Annotated in this window: 17 protein-coding genes; 4 read left to right on the top strand and 13 right to left on the bottom strand. The window is 35.3% G+C overall.

The features are described 5' to 3' along the window. Positions 1-489: 489 nt before the first annotated feature. A complete protein-coding gene (locus MHB53_RS13345) occupies positions 490-1512 on the bottom strand; it encodes a YHYH domain-containing protein (RefSeq protein WP_340919094.1) in 1023 nt (340 codons plus the stop codon). A gap of 1163 nt (positions 1513-2675) precedes the next feature. Between MHB53_RS13345 and MHB53_RS13350 the strand changes: the two genes are divergently transcribed. Further along, positions 2676-2840, top strand: coding sequence for a hypothetical protein (locus tag MHB53_RS13350; protein WP_340919095.1), 165 nt, complete (start codon positions 2676-2678; stop codon positions 2838-2840). Between the two features lie 509 nt (positions 2841-3349). Here the strand turns inward: MHB53_RS13350 and MHB53_RS13355 are convergent. The 12 genes from MHB53_RS13355 to MHB53_RS13410 form a co-directional block, all read right to left on the bottom strand. Next, a complete protein-coding gene (locus tag MHB53_RS13355) occupies positions 3350-4300 on the bottom strand; it encodes a glycoside hydrolase family 43 protein (protein ID WP_340919097.1) in 951 nt (316 codons plus the stop codon). Between the two features lie 3 nt (positions 4301-4303). Further along, the gene (locus tag MHB53_RS13360) at positions 4304-6106 is read right to left on the bottom strand and encodes a glycoside hydrolase family 2 protein (protein WP_340919100.1); all 1803 of its coding nucleotides are present in this window, start codon (positions 6104-6106) and stop codon (positions 4304-4306) included. A 14-nt stretch (positions 6107-6120) separates the two neighbouring features. Continuing rightward, the gene (locus MHB53_RS13365) at positions 6121-6954 is read right to left on the bottom strand and encodes a carbohydrate ABC transporter permease (protein ID WP_340919102.1); all 834 of its coding nucleotides are present in this window, start codon (positions 6952-6954) and stop codon (positions 6121-6123) included. After that, positions 6954-7859: a carbohydrate ABC transporter permease gene (locus MHB53_RS13370; protein ID WP_340919104.1), complete on the bottom strand. Its 906-nt coding sequence runs from the start codon at positions 7857-7859 to the stop codon at positions 6954-6956. Before MHB53_RS13370 ends, MHB53_RS13365 begins: the two co-directional genes overlap by 1 nt. Positions 7860-7952: 93 nt before the next feature. Then, positions 7953-9212, bottom strand: a complete 1260-nt coding sequence (locus MHB53_RS13375; RefSeq protein WP_340919105.1) for an extracellular solute-binding protein — start codon at positions 9210-9212, stop codon at positions 7953-7955. 190 nt (positions 9213-9402) lie between these two features. Then, the gene (locus MHB53_RS13380) at positions 9403-10320 is read right to left on the bottom strand and encodes an ArsR/SmtB family transcription factor (protein WP_340919107.1); all 918 of its coding nucleotides are present in this window, start codon (positions 10318-10320) and stop codon (positions 9403-9405) included. A gap of 309 nt (positions 10321-10629) precedes the next feature. After that, on the bottom strand, positions 10630-11355 hold the full coding sequence (locus tag MHB53_RS13385; RefSeq protein WP_340919110.1) for a ThuA domain-containing protein: 726 nt from the start codon (positions 11353-11355) through the stop codon (positions 10630-10632). Further along, positions 11355-12431: a Gfo/Idh/MocA family protein gene (locus MHB53_RS13390; RefSeq protein ID WP_340919113.1), complete on the bottom strand. Its 1077-nt coding sequence runs from the start codon at positions 12429-12431 to the stop codon at positions 11355-11357. The genes MHB53_RS13385 and MHB53_RS13390 overlap by 1 nt, the downstream gene beginning before the upstream one ends. A 13-nt stretch (positions 12432-12444) precedes the next feature. After that, positions 12445-13080 carry a YesL family protein gene (locus MHB53_RS13395; RefSeq protein WP_340919114.1) on the bottom strand — a complete coding sequence of 212 codons (636 nt, stop codon included), beginning with the start codon at positions 13078-13080 and terminating at the stop codon, positions 12445-12447. 65 nt (positions 13081-13145) lie between these two features. Continuing rightward, positions 13146-14687: a sugar ABC transporter substrate-binding protein gene (locus MHB53_RS13400; RefSeq protein WP_340919117.1), complete on the bottom strand. Its 1542-nt coding sequence runs from the start codon at positions 14685-14687 to the stop codon at positions 13146-13148. A gap of 10 nt (positions 14688-14697) precedes the next feature. Continuing rightward, complete coding sequence (locus MHB53_RS13405) at positions 14698-15618, bottom strand: carbohydrate ABC transporter permease (protein ID WP_340919120.1); 921 nt, start codon at positions 15616-15618, stop codon at positions 14698-14700. A 15-nt stretch (positions 15619-15633) separates the two neighbouring features. Further along, positions 15634-16578: an ABC transporter permease gene (locus MHB53_RS13410; protein ID WP_445661521.1), complete on the bottom strand. Its 945-nt coding sequence runs from the start codon at positions 16576-16578 to the stop codon at positions 15634-15636. Between the two features lie 366 nt (positions 16579-16944). Between MHB53_RS13410 and MHB53_RS13415 the strand changes: the two genes are divergently transcribed. From MHB53_RS13415 to MHB53_RS13425, 3 genes are all read left to right on the top strand, one after another. Continuing rightward, on the top strand, positions 16945-18654 hold the full coding sequence (locus MHB53_RS13415; protein ID WP_340919122.1) for a sensor histidine kinase: 1710 nt from the start codon (positions 16945-16947) through the stop codon (positions 18652-18654). Beyond that, on the top strand, positions 18651-20270 hold the full coding sequence (locus MHB53_RS13420; protein ID WP_340919124.1) for a response regulator transcription factor: 1620 nt from the start codon (positions 18651-18653) through the stop codon (positions 20268-20270). Before MHB53_RS13415 ends, MHB53_RS13420 begins: the two co-directional genes overlap by 4 nt. Positions 20271-20762: 492 nt before the next feature. Beyond that, a complete protein-coding gene (locus MHB53_RS13425; protein ID WP_340919126.1) occupies positions 20763-20963 on the top strand; it encodes a hypothetical protein in 201 nt (66 codons plus the stop codon). Positions 20964-21263: the final 300 nt, after the last annotated feature.

Raw genomic sequence — 21263 nt, forward strand, 5'->3', positions numbered from 1 at the left:
CCTGACCTTTCTATTTTTTCTGTGAAAATGTAAGAAGACTCATGGTGTTGGTTCATTTTCCGTACAAAATAAAAAACTCTCCCCCTCTTTCTAACATCTCTTTAATAGAAAACGCTTACATTTATATCTTATATAATTATTCACAATAATTTGAATTGAGAAAACAGTTAAAAATGTTTAAAAAACAGTTTTTAACTGTTTACAATGTTTATCGCGCTTTATCTGTTTTAATCATAAGCGAAGTCGTTATCTATTATGTTCTGAATTTGGAAACTGAAATTTGGGAATTAAAATGACCCACCGGGGTAGGGATTATTAAGAGGCGCGGTGGGTACTGTTAAATTAACGGTATTTCTATGATCAGAATTTGTCAAAATAAACATGTTAAAGTGCATTTTTCGCATAACCAGCTACCAACCCATTATCCTGTGAAACAAATTATGGAACAAGAAAATTCGAGGAGTAACAGGCACTGTATAGGCATCGAAATTATCTGGATTGCTTCGCCTTTTTGTAGGACTTTTTATACAATTCGCTATAATTTTTAAAAGCTTTAGGGACCCTGCTTGTTGAGAAGAACTTCTTTCCTTTTGCATATCCAGCTTTTCTGACTTCTATAGCTTTTTTATTGGATTTAAACCCCTTAATATACCATTCTGTATATTCCTCATTACTTTTATAATTCTTAGGCACTTTAAAACTGTAGTTCGTATTTGCAGATACTTTTCCTTCTTTCTTAATCGCCTTTTTAAGTCCTGCCTTGTATCCTTCTTCATAAGATGTAACATATTCATTTCTATCCGTATTCCCTGGTTCTTTTGTTTCCTTTTTAAGCCCATGTTTTTTCCCTAGTTTATTTTGCTCTTTCTTTATTTGTTCCACTCTTTCGGGATGACCAATATTAAATCCTTCTTCAAAATAATGTTTTCGCTCTTCTGGAATTCCATCCAAATCAATTTCTTCTTGATTTTTCCCCTGGTCGTAACCTTTCTGGTAAAAGTCCCTTTTATTCTGCTCTTCTTTCCATGCATTAGCGTAGCCCTTTTTAAACCCACTAGAATATGCATCTGACTTTCCTTCTAAATATTTCCCCGGGTTATTTTCTTCTGTCCCGAAATCTTCCGTTCCTTTAATAACACCTTCTTGTGAACCTAGTTGCCTTTCTTCTTCAGACTTTTTTAGTCTTTCTTCTTCCTCTTTTTTTAATCGTTCAGCTTCAATTGCTTTTTGTCGAGCTAGTTCTTTTTGTTTACGCTGTTCTTCTAATTGTTGATTACTTTTTTGTGTAGATTTTACGTGATTCGTATTTTGGCCTCCTGAACTACTTCCACCTGAACCGCCTCCGTTGTGATAATGGTATTCATCATATTCTAATCCCCATTTTTCACAATTAGTTCTACAGGTATGGCCCCCGTTACTATCGGTTCTTCCCGGGTGTGCATAAGATAAGCTTGGTATAAGCAAAGTCATTAGTATAACGCTAACCAGTAGTATATAGTCTTTTCTATTCATATTCCTTCTCCTCTTTCTAGCCACCGTATTCGACTATTGGGTATATTATCCTATTTTTGAGTGCTATTCCTATATCTTAATATATAGGAGCGAGAAAGACTAGAGTAATAGGGCGATTATGGTGTTTTCAATTACTTTGAGGCGTAAAAAAGTATTACGGAATATCAGAGATGTTCATTTGGGAGCTTTTTATCTTAATAGATACTTATCTTCTGCTTACACTTGCAGACATGCAGCAGCCGCAAATATGCTATAATAACCGGTGTAAATCGTTCTAAAAGATCCTCAAACCTTTCCATGCAAGTCCTAAGCCCCAATTAATACACACAGCGAAAAGCGCCCGGAGCTAATTTTGGCCCCGGGCGCTCAATTACATGCTACGTCAACTGCAAATGTTTCGTTAATCTGGCTCGGACTTTCTTCCACTCCTCTTGTGAAACATCGAGATACCAAATACTAGCAATCTCAATTTGCTCAACCTAATGCCGGGCATCATCATAATTCTCCTGTACGTCTTTCGTCTCATCAAAGGTTAGGTTCGTTTCGACATTATTGCTTAATACTTTAAGAACATCATCATATTTTCATAGGCTGAGCTGAGATGCTAGAACTTCAACTATTTCTATTTCACTATTATGTTTAAATTTATTTACTACATTATCTCCAAATCCAATTACCTTCATGAAACCCCACCTCTACCATAATCATACAATTTTTAATAAACCTTTTCTCATATACTAGCGACAATTTGGCTCCTAGCTCGCTCAATATCGTTATTGCTACTTCAAAACTAAATATGCTTCGAATAACTAAACTTTAAAATAAGGAAGCTTGAACCGCCATTAATACAGTGTTTATCTTTAATTATAGATACTAATCAAACGTTTGATTAGTGAAACGCAACTATCACAAAAACAGTTGGGTATATATAACGCACTTCTTCCAATTTCAATTTCCTTTTAAAATAGAGAGTTTCGAAGAAACGCGTTTTTGATTAGGCAGCTGAATCTGTTGTGTTGCTGAACTTGTCAGATTCGTTTACGTGTTCATGTAGCGATTGTTTTAACAATTTAATAATTGATATGTAGCTAGATGATGTCTTAGTACATAATGATTTAATGTCAATCATTATTTTTATTGAATATTAAATATGAGTGATATAAATGCAAACTAAACATCAAAAAATTCATGGTGACACTGGAATTAAACAAGGATTTTTTGGAAACAAGTCCGGGCTGTCCACGGGAGCATACAGTCTTATAGTTGGAGGAATACCGATGCCTGAATTATCATCAGCAATAAGGATAACGAGGTTTATGGAAAAATAGTTATATGATAGAGATTTGGTAAAAATACTCATCTACTTTTTAAATGAGTTTGCGGGAATCCTGAAGCCACATAAATTTAATTATATGCGAAAGTTCGTTTGATTACAGTTGGAAATATGTGTTTGAGAAAACAAAAAAGCCTTCCTCAATTGAAAATGGCGTTATATGAAAAAATCATCCTTACTCATGTTTTTTTCTTGATCACTTTCTAATTTAATCATAGCACCCACGTAAAATTATACATGCCAAACTTTTCTAAAGGTGTTCAGAGCACCTTTGTACTTTTAATAGTGGGATACGTTTTTTAAACTGCTAATCTGATAAACTACGGATGGTGGTGGGCATTAGCCAGCTACTATCATGGGTTGGAAAAAAAATCAAAAGCAGGAAGAGAACCCGTGTTTCTCTCCCTGCTTTATTTTAGAAATTTTTTAGATAGCCCGCATTTCTAAAATTTAAATTCAAATATTACCCTGAATCGTATTTTTAGGATCAGATCCCATTTAATTTCAGAACGCTTTTTCTTCAATCTCTAATCCATCAACCATCTCCGACACCCTTAAAAATAGTGGATGTTCTTTGCCATGTGGAGTATCAGGATAATGAGTTGCTAAATAGAGTTGTCCATCTAATGTATGGAAGAGACTGGAGTGCCCAGCATTCCGATCCATTAGTAAGGTGGGATCATGCTCCCAAGGGCCTTCGATTTTTCCAGAACGTGAGCGAGCGACAGCAACGGTATAACCACCCAAACCTTGATCTCCATAATCCGGAATGGAATAGCTTGACCATAGTAATAGTAGATCACCATTTCTTGCCTCGTACATAAAAGGTGCATCTGTGAGATATCCTTCTTTTTCAATGCGTGGATCGCCGAATGGGCGAATCCAAGGCATGTCGATGGCATTTAAAATCTCGATCGGTTCACCGAATGAACTTTTTAAGTCGGACGTCAGGCGAATCGCTTTTATTTTCCCTTCATATTCTTGGGTCCATTCATGGCAAAAAATCATCCACCGTTGACCATCTCGATCTTCATAATAAGTTCCATCTAGACATTCCCAGTTCTCTGGAGTAACAGCTTTTTCGCTATGGGGGGTATAAGGGCCAGCAGGATGATCAGCGACTAAAATCCCTGTTCCCCGGTGTTCACCGATTCCACCCTTACTCGATGCGAACATATAAAATTTCTCATCGATTTTAAATACTTCCGGAGCCCAATAATGGCGGACACCCCAAAATCCTTTCGGTGGTTGGAAGGCGACATATGGGCCTTCCCAATGTCGTAAATCGCTCCCCACATATACTTCAAAAGTTGGGTCTTCGTCTCCACATCCATCTGCAAAACTTGTCCCAAATAAGTAATAATTTTTCTCTTGGTGATCAGTATAGACAAAGGGATCTCTCATATGAATTTCTTCTGTTGTCACCTTTTTAATCGTCCGAAACCCTTTGATCATTCGTTATTCCCCCTTTTTAATGATGTCATTATGCCACTGATCATTGATTTTTTTAATTTCTCTAAGGTCGCATTTTGGCTTTCTATCATACGTGACAAGCCCGTTTATTTCTTGCTCGACATCGGTTAATTGCGTATAGCAATAGCCATGCAATACCTCTGATTGATACACATGTTCCATAATACGTGTATAATCTGCGAGGAATTCTTCAGTGCCTGATACGGATGTATAGCCCCAACCACTTTCTTCGCCAACTTTGTAGCCAATGCCACCAAATTCAGTCAAGAGAATTGGTTCGTCATTATATTGAAATCCTTGCGCATAGATGGTACGTTTCGCAGGCATGGATTGTAAAATATCTTCTTTTGTGAATAAGGATTGTTTAAATGCTTCTTGTTTCGCCAGTTCGTCTTTTCCTCCATGGTTGTAATTATGAACAGCACAAATATCGGTTCTTGTTAGCTCCCACCCATCATTAGAAATGACGAGCCTTGTTGTATCCAATGATTTGATTAAATGATACATCGCCAATGAATGATTTTGCTGTTGTTTATCACTTCTCACATTCGGAATGCCCCAGCTCTCATTTAAAGGAACCCACGTAATAATCGAGGGATGGTTGTAATCTCTTTCCACTGCTTCTAGCCATTCTTTAGTTAAACGCGACGCCGCTTTTTCACTATAAGAAGCAGAAGCAGCACATTCACTCCATACGAGGAAGCCTAAACGATCTGCCCAATAAAAGAAGCGAGGATCTTCTATTTTTTGATGTTTACGACAGCCATTGAAGCCCATATCTTTCGCAAGCTCAATGTCTTTCACAAATGCCTTATCTGTTGGTGCGGTAAGCAATCCTTCTGGCCAATATCCTTGGTCTAATACAAGCTTTTGGTAGTACGGTTTATTATTAAGATAAACCATCCCGTTTTCTGTATGGACTTTGCGCATACCAAAATAGGAATCAATTTTATCTAATACTTGATCATCTTCTTTTAATGTAATCACACAATCGAATAGATTCGGATTTTCTGGTGTCCAGCACCAACCATCATGATGGTAACCTGTTCGAAAGATTTTATGATTAAATACATTTAAAGAACGTTTCGTATAATCTTCCTGCAATGTAATTGTATCTTTTGTCACGATTTTATTTTTAAAAGAAATTTCAATTTCCACTTGCTTGCCGATATAATCTCCAGTTACTTCCCATTCAAGTTGCACATCACCAGCATCAATATCCGGCGTGAATTTTATAGACGAGAGATGTGTCGGGTGAACAGCTTCCAACCAAACGGTTTGCCAAATGCCGGTTGTCCGTGTGTACCAAATCGATGCTGGCTTCTCTTCCCAAAATTGTTTTCCACGTGGTATCGTTTCATCTTTGGATGGATCATGTACCCGTACCGTAACAGTTTCCTCTTTACCTGTTAGACAATGGGTAACATCAAAGGAAAAAGATGTTCCGCCACCTTCATGAAATCCGACATATTCACCATTCACATATATCCACGCTCGGTAATCTACCGCTCCAAAATGAAGTTTGATCTGTTTTTCTTTCCAATCGACGGGTACGGTAAATTGGCGGCTATACCAAACCCAATCATGAAAAGAAGGATCATGGATCCCGCTTAATTCTGTCTGGTATGCGAAAGGAACTTCGATTGTCTCATTCAATGCTGAAGGATCCTGATGCCATCCCTGTTCCAAACCAATATTTTTATCATCATAAGAAAATTTCCATGCACCATTTAAATTAACCCACTCATCTCTTACAAGTTGTGGCCTAGGATATTCTGGACGTCTCACGTTATCTGTCTCCTTTATTTAATGCCTGAATTCGTAATGCTTTGGACAAAATATTTATTTGCAAACAAGAACACAATGATAGCAGGGATAGTCGCAATGACTGTCGAAGCCATCATTTTTGCTGGATTGACAAAATTGGCTCCTTGAATAAGTGTGGCAATCCCTAAACTAATCGTCTTCATTTCATTCGTATTTACGACAAGGGATGGCCATAAATAATCATTGTATATCGCCATAAAGGTAATAATCCCTAAAGTAGTAGCAACCGGTTTAATAGATGGAAAAATGACATGGCGTAAAATTTGCCATTGTGTCGCCCCATCTATATAAGCTGCTTCTTCCAAATCTCTTGGAAAAGAAAGTAGAAAGTTATAGACGAGAAAAACACCCATCGTACTTGCTGTATAAGGCAATATCAACGGAAAAAAGGTATCGAGCAAATTCATGCTTTTAAATAAATAAAAAGCAGGGAATAATGTGACAATTCCTGGGATCGTCAAAGCAGCAACAATCATCCCCATAATGATTTTTTTGCCAGGTACACGCAATCTAGCGAGAGCATAGGCAGCCAAAATATCAATAGCTACAACTAAAATGGTCCCAACCGCTGTGATAAGTGCCGTATTAAAAATCCAGCGAATTATCGGCGCATCACTCGTCGAAGAGAAAATATCTATATAATTTTGGATTGTCCATGTTTTCGGTAAAATCGCTGCACTAGACATCGACTCACTTAATGTTTTAAAAGATGTAAAAACCATCCAAACAAGTGGGAGAAGAAATAATATCGCAATTAGACTAGCAAGAGTAACAACAAAGAAATTTTTTCTTTTTGTCCGGTGCATCATTATGCCCCTCCCTTTTCTTTCGTTCGTCCCATGAAATACTGTGCCGCTGTAATAAACAACATAATAAAGCCCATCAGCATTGCCATCGCCGATCCAGCTCCAAGCTGGTTCATATTCATCACTGTGTTCTGAATATTCATCGTCAAAGATGTCGTCGATTGCTCAGGCCCACCTGCTGTAATAAGCTTCGATTGACCATACAGATTGAAGGAGGCAATGACCGTCATAATGACAATGAAAAGAGCGACATTGCGAATTTGCGGCAAAATAATATAGAAGAATTTCGCGAAGAAATTAGCCCCATCTAGATCTGCCGCTTCATATAAGCTAGGGTCCACTTCATCAATCGCATTAATAAACAACATCATATTAAAACCAATTGTCCACCAAACTGTTGCGATCAATACCGATACCCACGCATATGGCTGTTGGCTTAACCAGCTAATTGGCTCTTTCAAAATGCCAGTCGAAACTAGTAAATTATTAAAAAAACCACCATTTTCATTGAACAACCACAAGAAGATCGCAGATACAGCCGTAACTGAAATGGAATACGAGACAAAATAAATTGTTCGAAACAAAGGCTTCAACCTCATTGGCAATTGATCAATAATCAAAGCCAAAATCAAAGCAATAATCACCAATGGCGGAACACTGATAACGACAAATAGTAGCGTATTTTTCAATGCCACGATAAAATATTCATTGTAAAGTGACCCTGGTGTCAAAATATCAATGTAATTTTGCAAGCCTACAAATCCATTATTTCCGGAAGATAAATTCCAGTTATGCAAGCTGGCATATATACCTACAACCACCGGTATTGCCCAAAATAAGAGAAAGCATAAAACAAAGGGGAATACCATCATAAATGCCGAGGTTTTGGATGCGACTCCTTTATTCATATTTTTCCAACCTCCATAAACCTTTTTTGGTAAGGTAATTTCCAAAACTTATAAAGAAGAGTGACGACAAGATAAACCGTCACTCTCTATCTATTATTCAGGTTTTGTTTGAACAATTTGTTTCGCTTGTTTAGTAGCTGTTTCTAATTCTTTCATTAATTGCTCTTTCGTTAAATCCTTTTTCGTCACTAATTGGCTAAATACTTTTTCGTTCATATAACGTATTTGTTCTCCGTATTGATATACTTGTGGAGGTTTCACATAATCATCGAATTGCTTTTCGTTTTGAAAAGCAATTTCATACTTTTCTGGTTCGCTTTTGATTTTCTCAATCGTCGATAAATGAACTGGTGCTTGTCCACCTTCTGCCCAATGGATAAGATTATCAGGTGTAAACATATACTTCATAAACTCGGCAATACCTGCTAACTTCTCTTCATCTTTTACTTTCTCTGACAGAGAAATCAAATGGGCATTCCCATATGCCGCTTGTTGTTTTCCAATTTGAGGAATCGGTGCAATTCCTAATTGATCACCGTATTTTTCTTTCGCAGCTCCGTAATACCATGGACCGGTCAAGGCAACCGCTGTTTGTACTGACGTTCCTGACTCCGCTTCTTTCATAAATGCTTTAAATTCTCCATCCAATCCTAAGTTAGCTGGCGAAATTTTATCCTCCCAAACCATATCATGGAATGTCATTAGAGCATCTGCGAATTCCGGTTGAGCAAAATTCAAGCTATCTCCGTCTTTTAAATCGATTCCATTTTGTGATGCAATCATCAACATATAAAATTCAACCAATCCTGAAGAAGGTATCCCAAGTGAATATAAGTCCTTACTTTCCGCTTGTAAATTAGTATTCAATTGTTTTAAATCTTCATATGTCTGTGGTGCCTCTGCAACTAATTCCTTATTATAGAACATAGTAAGCGGATGGATATCTAGTGGAAATCCATATAATTTTCCATCTAACTTAGCTAAATCAATACCCGCTTGATGAAAATCAGATTCGTTTATTCCAGCTTTTTCATAGAGGGATTCCACATCAGTGATCAATCCATCCAGTCGATAGGTTTCAAGATTATTCCCATGAATAACAACTAAATCATAATTACCCGATTTAAACTTTGTATAATGTTCTTTTTCCTGACTTTCGACAATGCTGTATTTGTCTTGTGATTCGTTAAAGCCATTAGTGATTTTCTTCATATAGGCGCCATCGCCACCTGTAAATCCATTAATAAATGAAATTTCAATACGACCATCCTTAGATGTAGTATCTTTGTTCCCACATGCACTAAGAATTAGGATAAGTGAGAAAACTAAAAGTAACCATTTACTAGATTTCACGGTAATTCCCCCTTTTTAATAAACGCTTTCATTTCCTTGAGATTATTATTACACAAATACATGTAATAGATCAAGTGTTTATGTAATAAAAAAAACAACCAGATAGAAAACTAGTAGTTTTTTTCTCAGAAATATATTTTATTATAGAGGTGTTACTTCAATTTTCTCCTATATAAAAATAAGAAACTCCTTATTTTATATGGGCATATTTAACTTTCATAATTAATCCCTGTTCATAGTTTCCGAACTTGGAACCGAATATATTAATCCCACCAAGATTATTCGCATCTTTCTTTATTCCAAGTTTCAATGAAATATAAGGATGTTCCTGAAGCTGTAGATCGTCAATGGTAACAGATGAAATCTTCACACCATCAATAAAACTTCCTTCTTTATTAATATTCCAATATTTCAAGAGACCATATTGAGTATTATGGGTTTCCCACCAACTCGGTGTTAAAAACCCTCTTTCTCCACCGAAATCACCAGGACTTGTCCAATCACCGATCTCATGATCATTGATGAAACAAGTAATGTCCGAAGGCCAATCCAGATTATGATAAGGAGCCTCTGAGCAAAGTTCAATAGAAAAACTTAATTCCTCTACTTCCGTCCCATATGGTATGCGATTAGGAAAATGATATTCAATATGACCAGCACGAAACCAGATAAGCTGAGCATTTTTCCGTTCCGGTTCAAAGAAAGAGCGAGGGTCATCAAGAATATGGATAATTCCTTTATCACTAAGAAGTCCACAAGTAGGTTCCACCTGACAGTGAACATATTCCCCAATATTCAATTCAAAAGTAATTTCATCTTCCATAATTGGCTTTTTTTCCTCTAAATCAATAATAATTCGATCATAACGTTTGGAACTAACCTTTTGATTCCCTCGTCCAGGAACAATTTCTGTTTTAATCATCTTGGTTTCTTCTAATTTTTTAATATGGGCAGCAGCCGTGGAAAATGGAATAGCTAATAACTCAGAAAGATCATTCACATTTTTTGGACCACCTGTTAACTGGTTTAAAATCTCCATCCGATGCTCATTCGATAGTGCTTTCGTAATTTCAATTGCCTCATGTAAAGTTAATTGTAAGGTTCTCACTATGGTCGCCTCTTTATTCTATATTTTGTTGTAATAATACCTTTATATGGGGATATAATGCAAGGGGAAGTAAATAAGTTTGTAGTATTGCACTCTTTCTAGAAAAACTTATTTGTTTACTAATCGATTCATGTATATGATTGAGGAAAAAATTGAGGTTTCAAAATATGTATAGTAGTATCTGATATTTTAATTATGCTTAAATAAGCGATGAGTAAAGCCAACCTTTAATTGGATATATGAAAAATAAAAAATCAACTGGTGAAATTCCTCTCTACCAGTTGTTTTTCTTTTCAAACTATTTCCCTATTAACTTTTCACCTTAATGTTTTCGATCGGCTCTACATTTCCATAGGTCGGGCGTTTACGATTAACAGGAGCCGCCCATTTCACCGCATTAATAATGACCTTTTGAATTTCTTTATTGTGGTAAGTTGGATATGTTTCATGTCCTGGTCTGAAGTAGAAGATCTTTCCGTTTCCTCGAGAGTATGTACAACCACTACGGAACACTTCCCCGCCTTCAAACCAACTTGTGAAAATCAACTCATCAGGAGCGGGAATATCAAAATGTTCACCATACATTTCTTCTTTCTCTAGTTGGATACTTTCCCCAATCCCTTCTACAATTGGATGGTGAGGTGCAACGACCCAAAGGATTTCTTTGTCATCTGCTTCCCGCCACTTCAAGTCACAGCTTGTTCCCATAAGCGTTTTAAAAACTTTTGAAAAGTGGCCAGAATGAAGAACAATTAAGCCCATTCCATCTAATACTCTTTGTTGGACTTTCTGAACAATTTCATCCTTCACCTCATGATGTGCAAGATGTCCCCACCAAATCAATACATCTGTACTATCTAATACATCATCTGTCAAACCATGCTCCGGCTCATCTAATGTCGCTGTTTCAGCATCAATACCTTCATCATTTAGAAATGCTGCAATTGCACCATGAATACCATTGGGATAGATTTCTCCCACTACAGGATTTTTTTGCTCATGTCGATTTTCATTCCATACTGTTACCTTCATCATTATATTTCCTCCCTATCGAGTTTTACTAACTGCCCTTTTTCCACAGATCGAATCACACTTTCAATGACAAGCTGACTATTATACCCGTCAACAAAAGTTGGGACATTTGAATTTTCTCCATCCATTATTAGACTTGCAAAATCGCGTAATAGGGACTTGTTTCGATGTTTTTCCGGTACTTCCTCCGTTTTCCACACAGGCTCTTCATCCGAATATTTTATACACATTCTAACTTCATCTGGTCGTTCAATATTCATATTTAACGTTCCAGCATCACCGTATATCATTACCTCCAGCTGATTCGCTGATCCGACCGCATTCCTTGTAGTTACAAAATTACCAACTACATGATTTTCAAGTTCAGCCTGAATGCTTGTAAAATCATCTACCGAAACTTCTCTTTCTTCATCTGTTGTTGGATCAATTCTATTTTCAATAAAGGTCTTCATTAAAGCGGTGACTGACTCAAATTCCCCAACGAAAAAGCGCGCACTATCAATTATATGGGCTCCTAAATCTCCTAAAGCACCTGTACCAGAAATCTTTTGATCATAACGCCATAAATAAGGAGTTTCATAGAATGGTGCTCCGAATGATTGCTGGTATTTCACATCAATATACCGAATCTTACCAATCGCATTTTCATCTATCAGCTGCTTGGCATATTGAAAAGATGGTGTATAGCGATGAATAAAGCCGATTGCAAAAGGAACAGGACTTTCTTGGTATAATTTTCTTAAATGATCCGCCTCTTCCATATTCAATGTAAAAGGTTTTTCCGACATGACAGGCATCTTATTTTTAATACATAATTCTACAATTTTGGCATGCACGTTATTTGGCACGACCGCAACGATTGCATCAATATCAGAAGATGCAATGATATCTTCAATCTGAATGAAACGTTTCTCTTGCCCAATTCCTTCCTCTTCACCTACTTTGTCAACCAACTCTTGATGGACATCGCAAATTGCTCCCAGGCGAATGGTTTCGATAGTGGAAATGAGATTTCGATAATAATTAGACATCCCACCGAGTCCAATTAACCCGATATTCAGTATCTTATTTGTTTCCATTTTGCTACTCCCTTCAGCATCGATTAAAAACTTCATATTTACTAAAAACCTTGCTAATTATAAGGGCATTTAAATAGGCAAGGAATGCAAATCCTCCAAATGTTACAAAATATAGCCCTGTTAGAAACCCTAAGTTTGAAGATAAGACAATAAAAACGAAAATGCTATTCATCAATAATATCGCTAAAAGATTAGGAAAATTAGAAGTCCCAATTAGCAATGAATTTAAGATTGATTTTTTTATCGTATCCTCATATCTTGCTGTATAAGGAAAAATAAATGCCGAGATACACAAAAACACAAATCCAAATATAATAGCCATGCCCGTAAATAGAAACCGAACAAGTCCTGAAAGATTACCCAAAAATAAAAAATCCAGTAGAATAATTGCCCCAATAAAGACCGTAATCATCCATAATATTGTACTTTTGAAAAAGTTATCCTTAAAAGAAATGAAAAAGCTTTTTACAATACTCTTCTCTTCATTTTTGATCATTTTCATTAAAACTGAATAAAGGGCTGTCGTCGATGCCCCAATTGTAATGATAGGAAGACACAAAATAATAAATACTAGATTTAAAATAAAGATATCTACTATTCTGGCCAATACGTGAGAAATGGGACTTCCTAGACTAAAAAGTTGCCCCATTATAATCCCCCCTCATTTTAAAAGGACAGTCGGCTTTCTATTATATAACCGACTGTCTTAACATTTTATTTAAGTGAATTTTGATATCTTTCAAATGCTTGTTTTTGAATATCCATAAATTCTTCAAAGCCCATTTTTTCCAGCTGATCAATATAGGTATCCCACTCTTCTTTAGCGCCACCATCGACAACCCATTTCGATTGCATTGATCCTATATACGAATCAATATCGGTAGTTAAGGCACTTAAACGATTCATTTCTTCTTCTGAGTAAACAACATTCGGGAATTGCTCTTTTATATATTTATTTATTTCTTTATCTAATTCAAGCTTTAAGCCGTCCCCACCAGTAGTTGGTAATTTTACTTTGTCATTAAATCCTTCACCGATATATTTTGGTCCGAAATCTCGGAATGAATGTACCCAAGCAAAAATATCAGCTGATTCACCTTTAGGAGCATCTAATACGGTGTATGTTCCATCATCATTTTTCGCCACTCCTACATCGAAGGAACCGTAAAATGTTTGAATACTTGCATCTTCTGTATAGAACTGATCAATCCATTGCAATAACTTTTCAGGATTCTTTGCTTTTGTTGTGATCAGAAACTCACGTCTTTCATAAGTAGGTGCATCTGTCATAACATAGCGCTCACCATCCGGCCCTTCTAGCGCTGATAATGGAGCATATTGATCAGAATTTGGTCCAAATACAGCATCTGGTGTCCAACCATGAGATACTCCAACTAAAGCTTGGTCTGGATTTTTCCTTTTTGCTTCAGCCATTGATTCATCTTGTGTAAATAATTCTTGATCAATTAAGCCTTCTGCATATGCTTTATGCATCCATTCAATTCCTTCACGATACTCATCAGTTGCAGGCATGAAAACTGGCTCTCCATTTTTGACAGTCATTGTTGTTGAGTATGCGCCAAGAGGTAAACCAAACGGTAAAATAAAGTTCATGGCTGAACCTTGGTAGGGAATTTCATCATTTGGGTCACCATTTCCATTTGCATCTTGTTCTTTGAAAGCTTTTAATACATCATAGAAATCTTCATATGTTTCAGGCATGGATAAATTTAAATTATCCAACCATTCTTTGTTAATGAATAAAGCATTTCCTGCTAATGGGCGAAGCGGTAATTTTTTTGGCAAACTATAAATATGGCCATCTGGCGAAGTAACCATTGCTCGTAAAGCAGGGTCATCTGCAAATGCATTTACTAAGTTTGGCATATGTTCTTCAATCATATCTTCTAGCGGAATAAATACACCAGGGTTTTTAGCAATATCTGAATCAGATAGAGCAAGTGAGCCAAAAAATGCATCTGGCCACTCTCCGCCTGATAAAAGAATTGATTTTTTATCTCCCCACTCAGAATTCAAGTAAATATCCCAATCAACCTTAATACCTGCTTCCTTCTCCGTATCTTCTAAAAACCCTTTTGTAAACTCGTCTCCCCAATCTGACCAACGAACGGTTGCAATCTTATATGAGCCATCTGTTGAAGATTTTGTTTCGGAAGAAGAACCACTGCTACACCCAACTATTAAACTTGAAGCTAATGCTAAACTTGCGAACGCTTTGATTTTATTTTTTAACATTCCAATCCCCCTATTCCTTAACGGATCCAATCATAACCCCTTGATTAAAATATTTTTGTAAAAATGGATATAACATCATAATTGGCAGTGTTGACACAACGATTGCTGCATACTTCATCATATCTGATAATTGTCTCAACTCCGACGCTAGATCCCCCGATGCCATTTCAAAGAGTGACTCATTCATAATTAAAAGCCTTCGAAGAATCAGCTGTAGTGGTTGCAAATTTTCATTTGAAATATAAATCATAGCATCAAACCAAGAATTCCAAATTCCTACTGCAGTCCATAGACCAATGACCGCAAGAATGGCTTTAGACAACGGCAAGACCATTGTAAAAAAGTAACGAATAGTGCCGCAACCGTCCATTTGTGCTGCTTCCCATAGCTCTTCCGGAATACTATTTTTAAAAAATGTTCGAGCAATAATAATATTAAAAGCAGAAACAGAAAAAGGTAAAACTAATACCCAGAATGTATCAAGCATCCCAAAATTCTTCACAACCAAATAGGTTGGAATTAAGCCCCCAGTAAAAAACATTGGAATAATATAAAATGTAGTAATCCAGTTCCTTCCAGGCAAATTAGGTCTCGATAGAGCAAAACCAGCAGGAATGTTCACACATAAACCAATCACGGTCCCTACGAGAGTATAAATAATTGTATTTAAATAACCTCGCCAAATTGATTCATTCTTCAACAATTCGATATATCCAGCTAATTTCCACTCCTTCGGCCAAAACCAGACATTTCCACTTGCTACATCACCCGGATTACTGAAAGAAGCAATGATAATGAACCAAAGGGGATACACAATCATAATAATCATCATAATAGCGACGCCGTATATAGAAAAATCAAATAATCGGTCTTTCCAGTCTCTCTGAATTCTTGCGTGTTTTCGCCCCTTATTTTTGATTGCAGCCTCCAATTTGCACCCTCCCTTCTATAATAAACTCGTTTTCGTCAATCTCTTAGACAACCAATTCACAAAGAGTAAGACAATAACATTCACAACGGTATTAAATAAACCAATTGCGGTTGATAGGCTGAACTGGAAGTTTTGCAGTCCCATTTTATATACATACGTGGAAATGACTTCACTTCCAGGTAAGTTCAAAGAATTTTGCAATAATAGAACTTTTTCAAAACCTACACTTAAAATACCGCCTGCTCGTAATATCAATAAAATCATCGCCGTAGGTAAAAGCAAAGGAATATCGATATTCCAAATCTTTTGCATTTTACTCGCGCCATCCATCGTTGCAGCTTCATAAAAGGTTGGATTTATTGCTGATAAAGCGGCTAAATAGATAATACTATCCCAACCAACATGTTGCCACACATCACTCCAAACATATATACTGCTAAAGAATAATGGCTTTGCTAAAACATTAGGCATTTCAATCCCAATTAATTCTAATAAATTTGCGATCATTCCACTACTAGGTGATAAGAATATTAAAATCATCCCACACATGACCATCGTTGAAATAAAATGCGGTAAATATGTTGTCACTTGAAATGTCTTTTTAAACATCCCATCACGCATTTGATTACAAAGGATGGCAAGTGATATTGGTAATGGAAACCCTATCAAAATACTATATACACTAATGCTCAACGTATTTTTGATTGTTAGTTCAAATTGATAGGAATTAAAAAATTGAATAAAATGTTTGAATCCTACCCAAGGACTACCCCATATCCCTAATACCGGGGAGTAGTCTTTAAAAGATATAATTACTCCATACATTGGTATATATGTAAAACAGATCAATAAAACAATAGATGGAAGTAATAATATATACAATGGAACACTTTTCTTAAATTGTTTCATTGCCTTCTTTTTCTTTTGTTCCCTCGGTATAATAGCCCGATTTGCGATCATTGGTGAACTTACTTTACTTTCCAATCTTCCTCCCCCTATATTCATGCTCGATAGAGAGTTTCCCGCATTTCTGCATACTCTCACTTAAAAGAGCCCTTACATATTTCTATTAACCTATCAAAATAGTAAAACCGTAAGAACTGTCTTTATTGTATGATAGCGCATCCATCGTTTAATATAAGTAAACCGTCAACTATTAATATGATTCCGACTTAAATGGAGGAGAATCTAAATATCTAACTGAACAAATAGTACTATTCAGTCCTGACTGATACTTTTTACTCATTTCACACAATTTTGTGCTATAAAATGAAATCAGAGTCTTTATAATTATTAATAAGGAGTCGATAAAGGGGAGAAATCATATTGAAGTTGCATTTTGGGAAAAATACCTCGCGATCGGTAAACTATTATTCTAAAGTGTTATTTATCATATTAATCTCAATCCTATTAATAAATATGATTGTAACTTTTTTTACTATCACCATTACAAGACAACAAAGTATCGAATATGTTACAAATACAATTAATCTTTATTTAGAAGATACCATGTTAAGGCTTAATGCTGTTGAACACTTTATGATCTGGACAGTAAAAAACGAGCCCTTGATCAAAGATATGGAAAAGGCAAAGGATATGTCAGAATTACCTAAAAGTATTCACGACTTCAGAACTAGAGTGAACGACTTTCAATACTCGACAGGTAAAGAATATCAGTTCTTTTTAGCATTAAAAAAAGAGAACTATTTCTTCAGTAGTTCTCCCATTCAAATGAACTATTCCGAATACTTAAAGATAAAGGATTACTTTCTATCCAAAAAACGATCCGTTAATAAGTATGAAGATATCTATACATGGCAATCTTTGAAAATGGATGAAAAGTACTATTTATATCATTTACTAGAATACGAAAATCGCATGTTTATTTCCGTGATTGCAGTTGATGATATCCTTTTACCACTAAATGAAATTAATCTTGGCGATAAAGGAACACTCATGATTGAAAATGATGAAAACGGTTTTTTATCCGGATCAAAAGAAAACATAAGTAATAGAAAGCTAAAGTTTATCTTTACTAGTTATCTTACCTTTCATCAAGATGATACTGGACTGCCATTCTCCCTACATGTATCAGTAGATCATTATAGTGCATATAAAAAAGTAGCGATTGCTCAATTTGTTCTTGTGCTAGCAACCATAATTATTGGTTTAATCTTATTCTTCGTTTTAGGTTATTTTAGGAATAAAATTTTAGCACCCATTCAAAACTTCTCTCAAACTCTCTCAGATATTAATAAAAATAGTGAGAAAGTTGACTTTAGCAGTAGTATTATTGAACTTGAGCAAGCGAATGAACAATTCGAAGGTTTAATGAGCGAAATTAAAAAATTGAAAATCGATTATTATGAACAGGAATTTGAAAAGAAACAAATACAGATGGATTTTATGAGATTACAAATAAAACCTCATTTTTATTTAAGCTGTTTAACCACCATTCACAGTATGGCTGAGATGGGGATGTATAAAGAAATTAAAAAAATGACTATATCGACATCTAACTATTTTAGGTACTTATTTCAAACAAACCAAAACTATGTAAAGCTTGAAAAAGAATTAATTCATATTCAAGATTATCTGGCAATCCAAAAATTATTGCATGCCCATTCATTTAAGTTTGACATTCAAACAGAACCTTCGATTGAGGAGGCAATGGTTCCTCCACTAATGATTCAAACGTTTATTGAAAATATTGTAAAGCATGCTGTTTCATTAGATGAGCAAATTAACATTCAGTTAAATATTCATTCAAAAATAATTGAGAACAGAAAATCAATCATCATAACTTTACTTGATAATGGACCAGGATTTCCAGCTGATATTTTGGAAAGTCTCCAAAGCGATATGCTTATAACCACGATAAACGGAAATCATATTGGCATTAACAATGTGATCCAAAGATTACGTTTATTATTTGAAGAAGATTTTAGTATTGAATTTTCAAATATTGCAGATGGGGGTGCGAAGATTCAAATCATGATTCCTTATCTGGCCAAGGAGGAGAGAGTAGAAAGATGAATGTATTAATCGCGGATGATGACCGCTTTGTTGTTTCTGCACTTGAACAAAAAATCGATTGGACTTCCCTAGGTGTTAAAAGTATATATTGCGCTTATAATATTCGGCAGGCAAAGAAACTCTTTATGGAACATCCAATCGATATTCTTATTTCTGATATTGAAATGCCCCAAGGAAATGGCCTGGAATTATTAGCTTGGATCAGGTCAGAAGGATATAAAGTTCAAACGATATTTTTAACCAATTACGCTGATTTTCACTATGCCCAGAAAGCAATTGAACTACAAAGTTTTGAATATTATTTAAAACCGATTGAGTTTGAGAAACTAGAATTAATCATCAAAAAGGCGATCAAAAATGTAAAAGCAGGTCAAGAAAATGAGAATGCATTAAAGGTTGGACAATACTGGCAAGAAAATAATGATGAACTTAAAGAACACTTTTGGAGTTCACATATTAAAAGAAATGATTTTCGATTTACAGTGGAGGAGTTACAAGAAGAGTTAGAAACCAAACATATTGATTATTCCGTTGACGATCATTTCTTACCATTATTAATAGAATTTTTTCCATATGAATTGGTAGACAATAAAGAAATACTATCTTTATTCAACCACGAAGGCAACCTTAGAAATAAATTAAATTCTATCATTGAAACGGTTTTTCAAAATCATACGATTCAATTGGATGGATTACTACCCTTGCGTATGAATAACGAAGAATATTTAGCTATCTTTAAAGTGATGAAAACTCCTGATTTGGCATCATTGTCAGCTGCTTGTAATGAGCTAATTGAAAGCGTTAACCATCAATTACACTGTGATATCCAATGTTATTTAGGAACAATGGAATCATTAGCTCAATTTAAATCCAGAGTAACGTATCTCCAGGCTGCTAGAGACGAAAATATTAACTACAGAAACAGAACGATTTTGCTCCGTAATCATCAAACCAAAACAGCTAAGTATGTAGAACCTAATTTAAGATTGTTAGAGGAGTATCTACTAACAGAAAATCGTAATAGTTTCATAAATCGATGTCAACGATACCTACATAATTTAGTAAACAAAAGCGAGGCAAACCAACACGTAATTAGTAATTTTAAAATTGATATTACCCAATTGATTTATACTCATTTAAAAAAGAAAGAAATCCTTGCACATCACTTGTTTCAAGGGAAAATATTTAATTTCTTACAAGAACAATCGATGAGATCGATAGAAGATTTAATGAACTACCTGTCTTACTTAGTTGACGTTTCTTTAGATTTTATGAAATTTATCAATTCACAAAAGTCAGTTGTTCATAAGATTTGTGACTACATTGATCAGAATTATCATGAAAATGTTACTAGAAGCAACTTAGCAAGTACCTTATACTTAAGCCCTGATTATATCGCGCGAATCTTTAAAAAGGAAATGGGAATCTCACTGATCAATTACTTAATCAAGAAAAGGATTGAAGTCGCGAAAGATTTACTAAGCAATACAGACCACCCTGTTCATCTGATTTCAGACAAAGTAGGTTACGGAAATTACTCTTATTTCACAAGAATTTTCAAGAAAGAAACTAATTATACTCCAATGGATTATCGAAAAGTGACAAATAATAAATAAGCTTAAAACCTTTTCCTACCAATATTGTTAATTGATCATTAAGTAACTAAAATATGCATATGAGGAAAAAGGTATATAAGTCGATGAGCCAATTTAAATTAATATATTATTCACAGCAATGTTTTTAAAATCCATAGTTAAAATCACAAAGATGACTTTGAACAAGAGTTTAAAGTCAATAAATTTGAAGTTTAAAGGAAAAATCTAATGAAAGTATTGAGTGCTAAATATGAATCAAAATAGATCTATTTGATATCAAAGTTTTAAAGTGAGGTGTTGTATATATTCCACGCCTCTCTTTACATTTTCTGGATAGGAAACACTTAGTTAGACTAAAGATAAGGGCGAGTAGAATAATATACAACTATTGAGGAGAATCTACCGTGCCTAAAACAAAAATCGCCAAGTATATGGCACTCGCAAAATAAAAAAAGTCCTTGATAAAGAAAGTTATACTGTCTCCAGACGTCGCATAGGACGATTAGGAGGAGCTTGGAATTCGGTCCAAATATACACAAGCATCGTTATAAACCGATGACTTCTCGACCAAATGAAGAACCCGTTCGAAATGTGCTGAATCGAGAATTTCAAGTGGTTAAAGAGATGTCTGTTTTGGTTAGTGATTTAACAAGCAAACTATTTCACACTGACGAGGATCTGAATTTAAGAACGTTGGAACGAATGAGTTATTAAGTAACTATCAGATTAAAAGATCTCTAAGCCGTAAAGGAAATCCCTATGACAGTGACGGAAACAACATTTAAGATTTTAAAAACAGAATGTTAAATGGAAAGCACTTTCACACCCTTGAACAACTGGCTCATGAACTTTTGGTTTAACAATATCCGAACGCATAGTTCAATTGACTATTTAAGGCCAATAGAATATTGAAACCTGTCCCTTAAAAAAGATGTTTGATTTAGTGTTGAAATACCAATGAACTGGAATCAAAATACGGTAATTCCTCTACACCTTACGATCCAATAACAAATA

This window comes from Bacillus sp. FSL K6-3431 (assembly GCF_038002605.1).
Classification (GTDB): domain Bacteria; phylum Bacillota; class Bacilli; order Bacillales; family Bacillaceae_C; genus Lederbergia.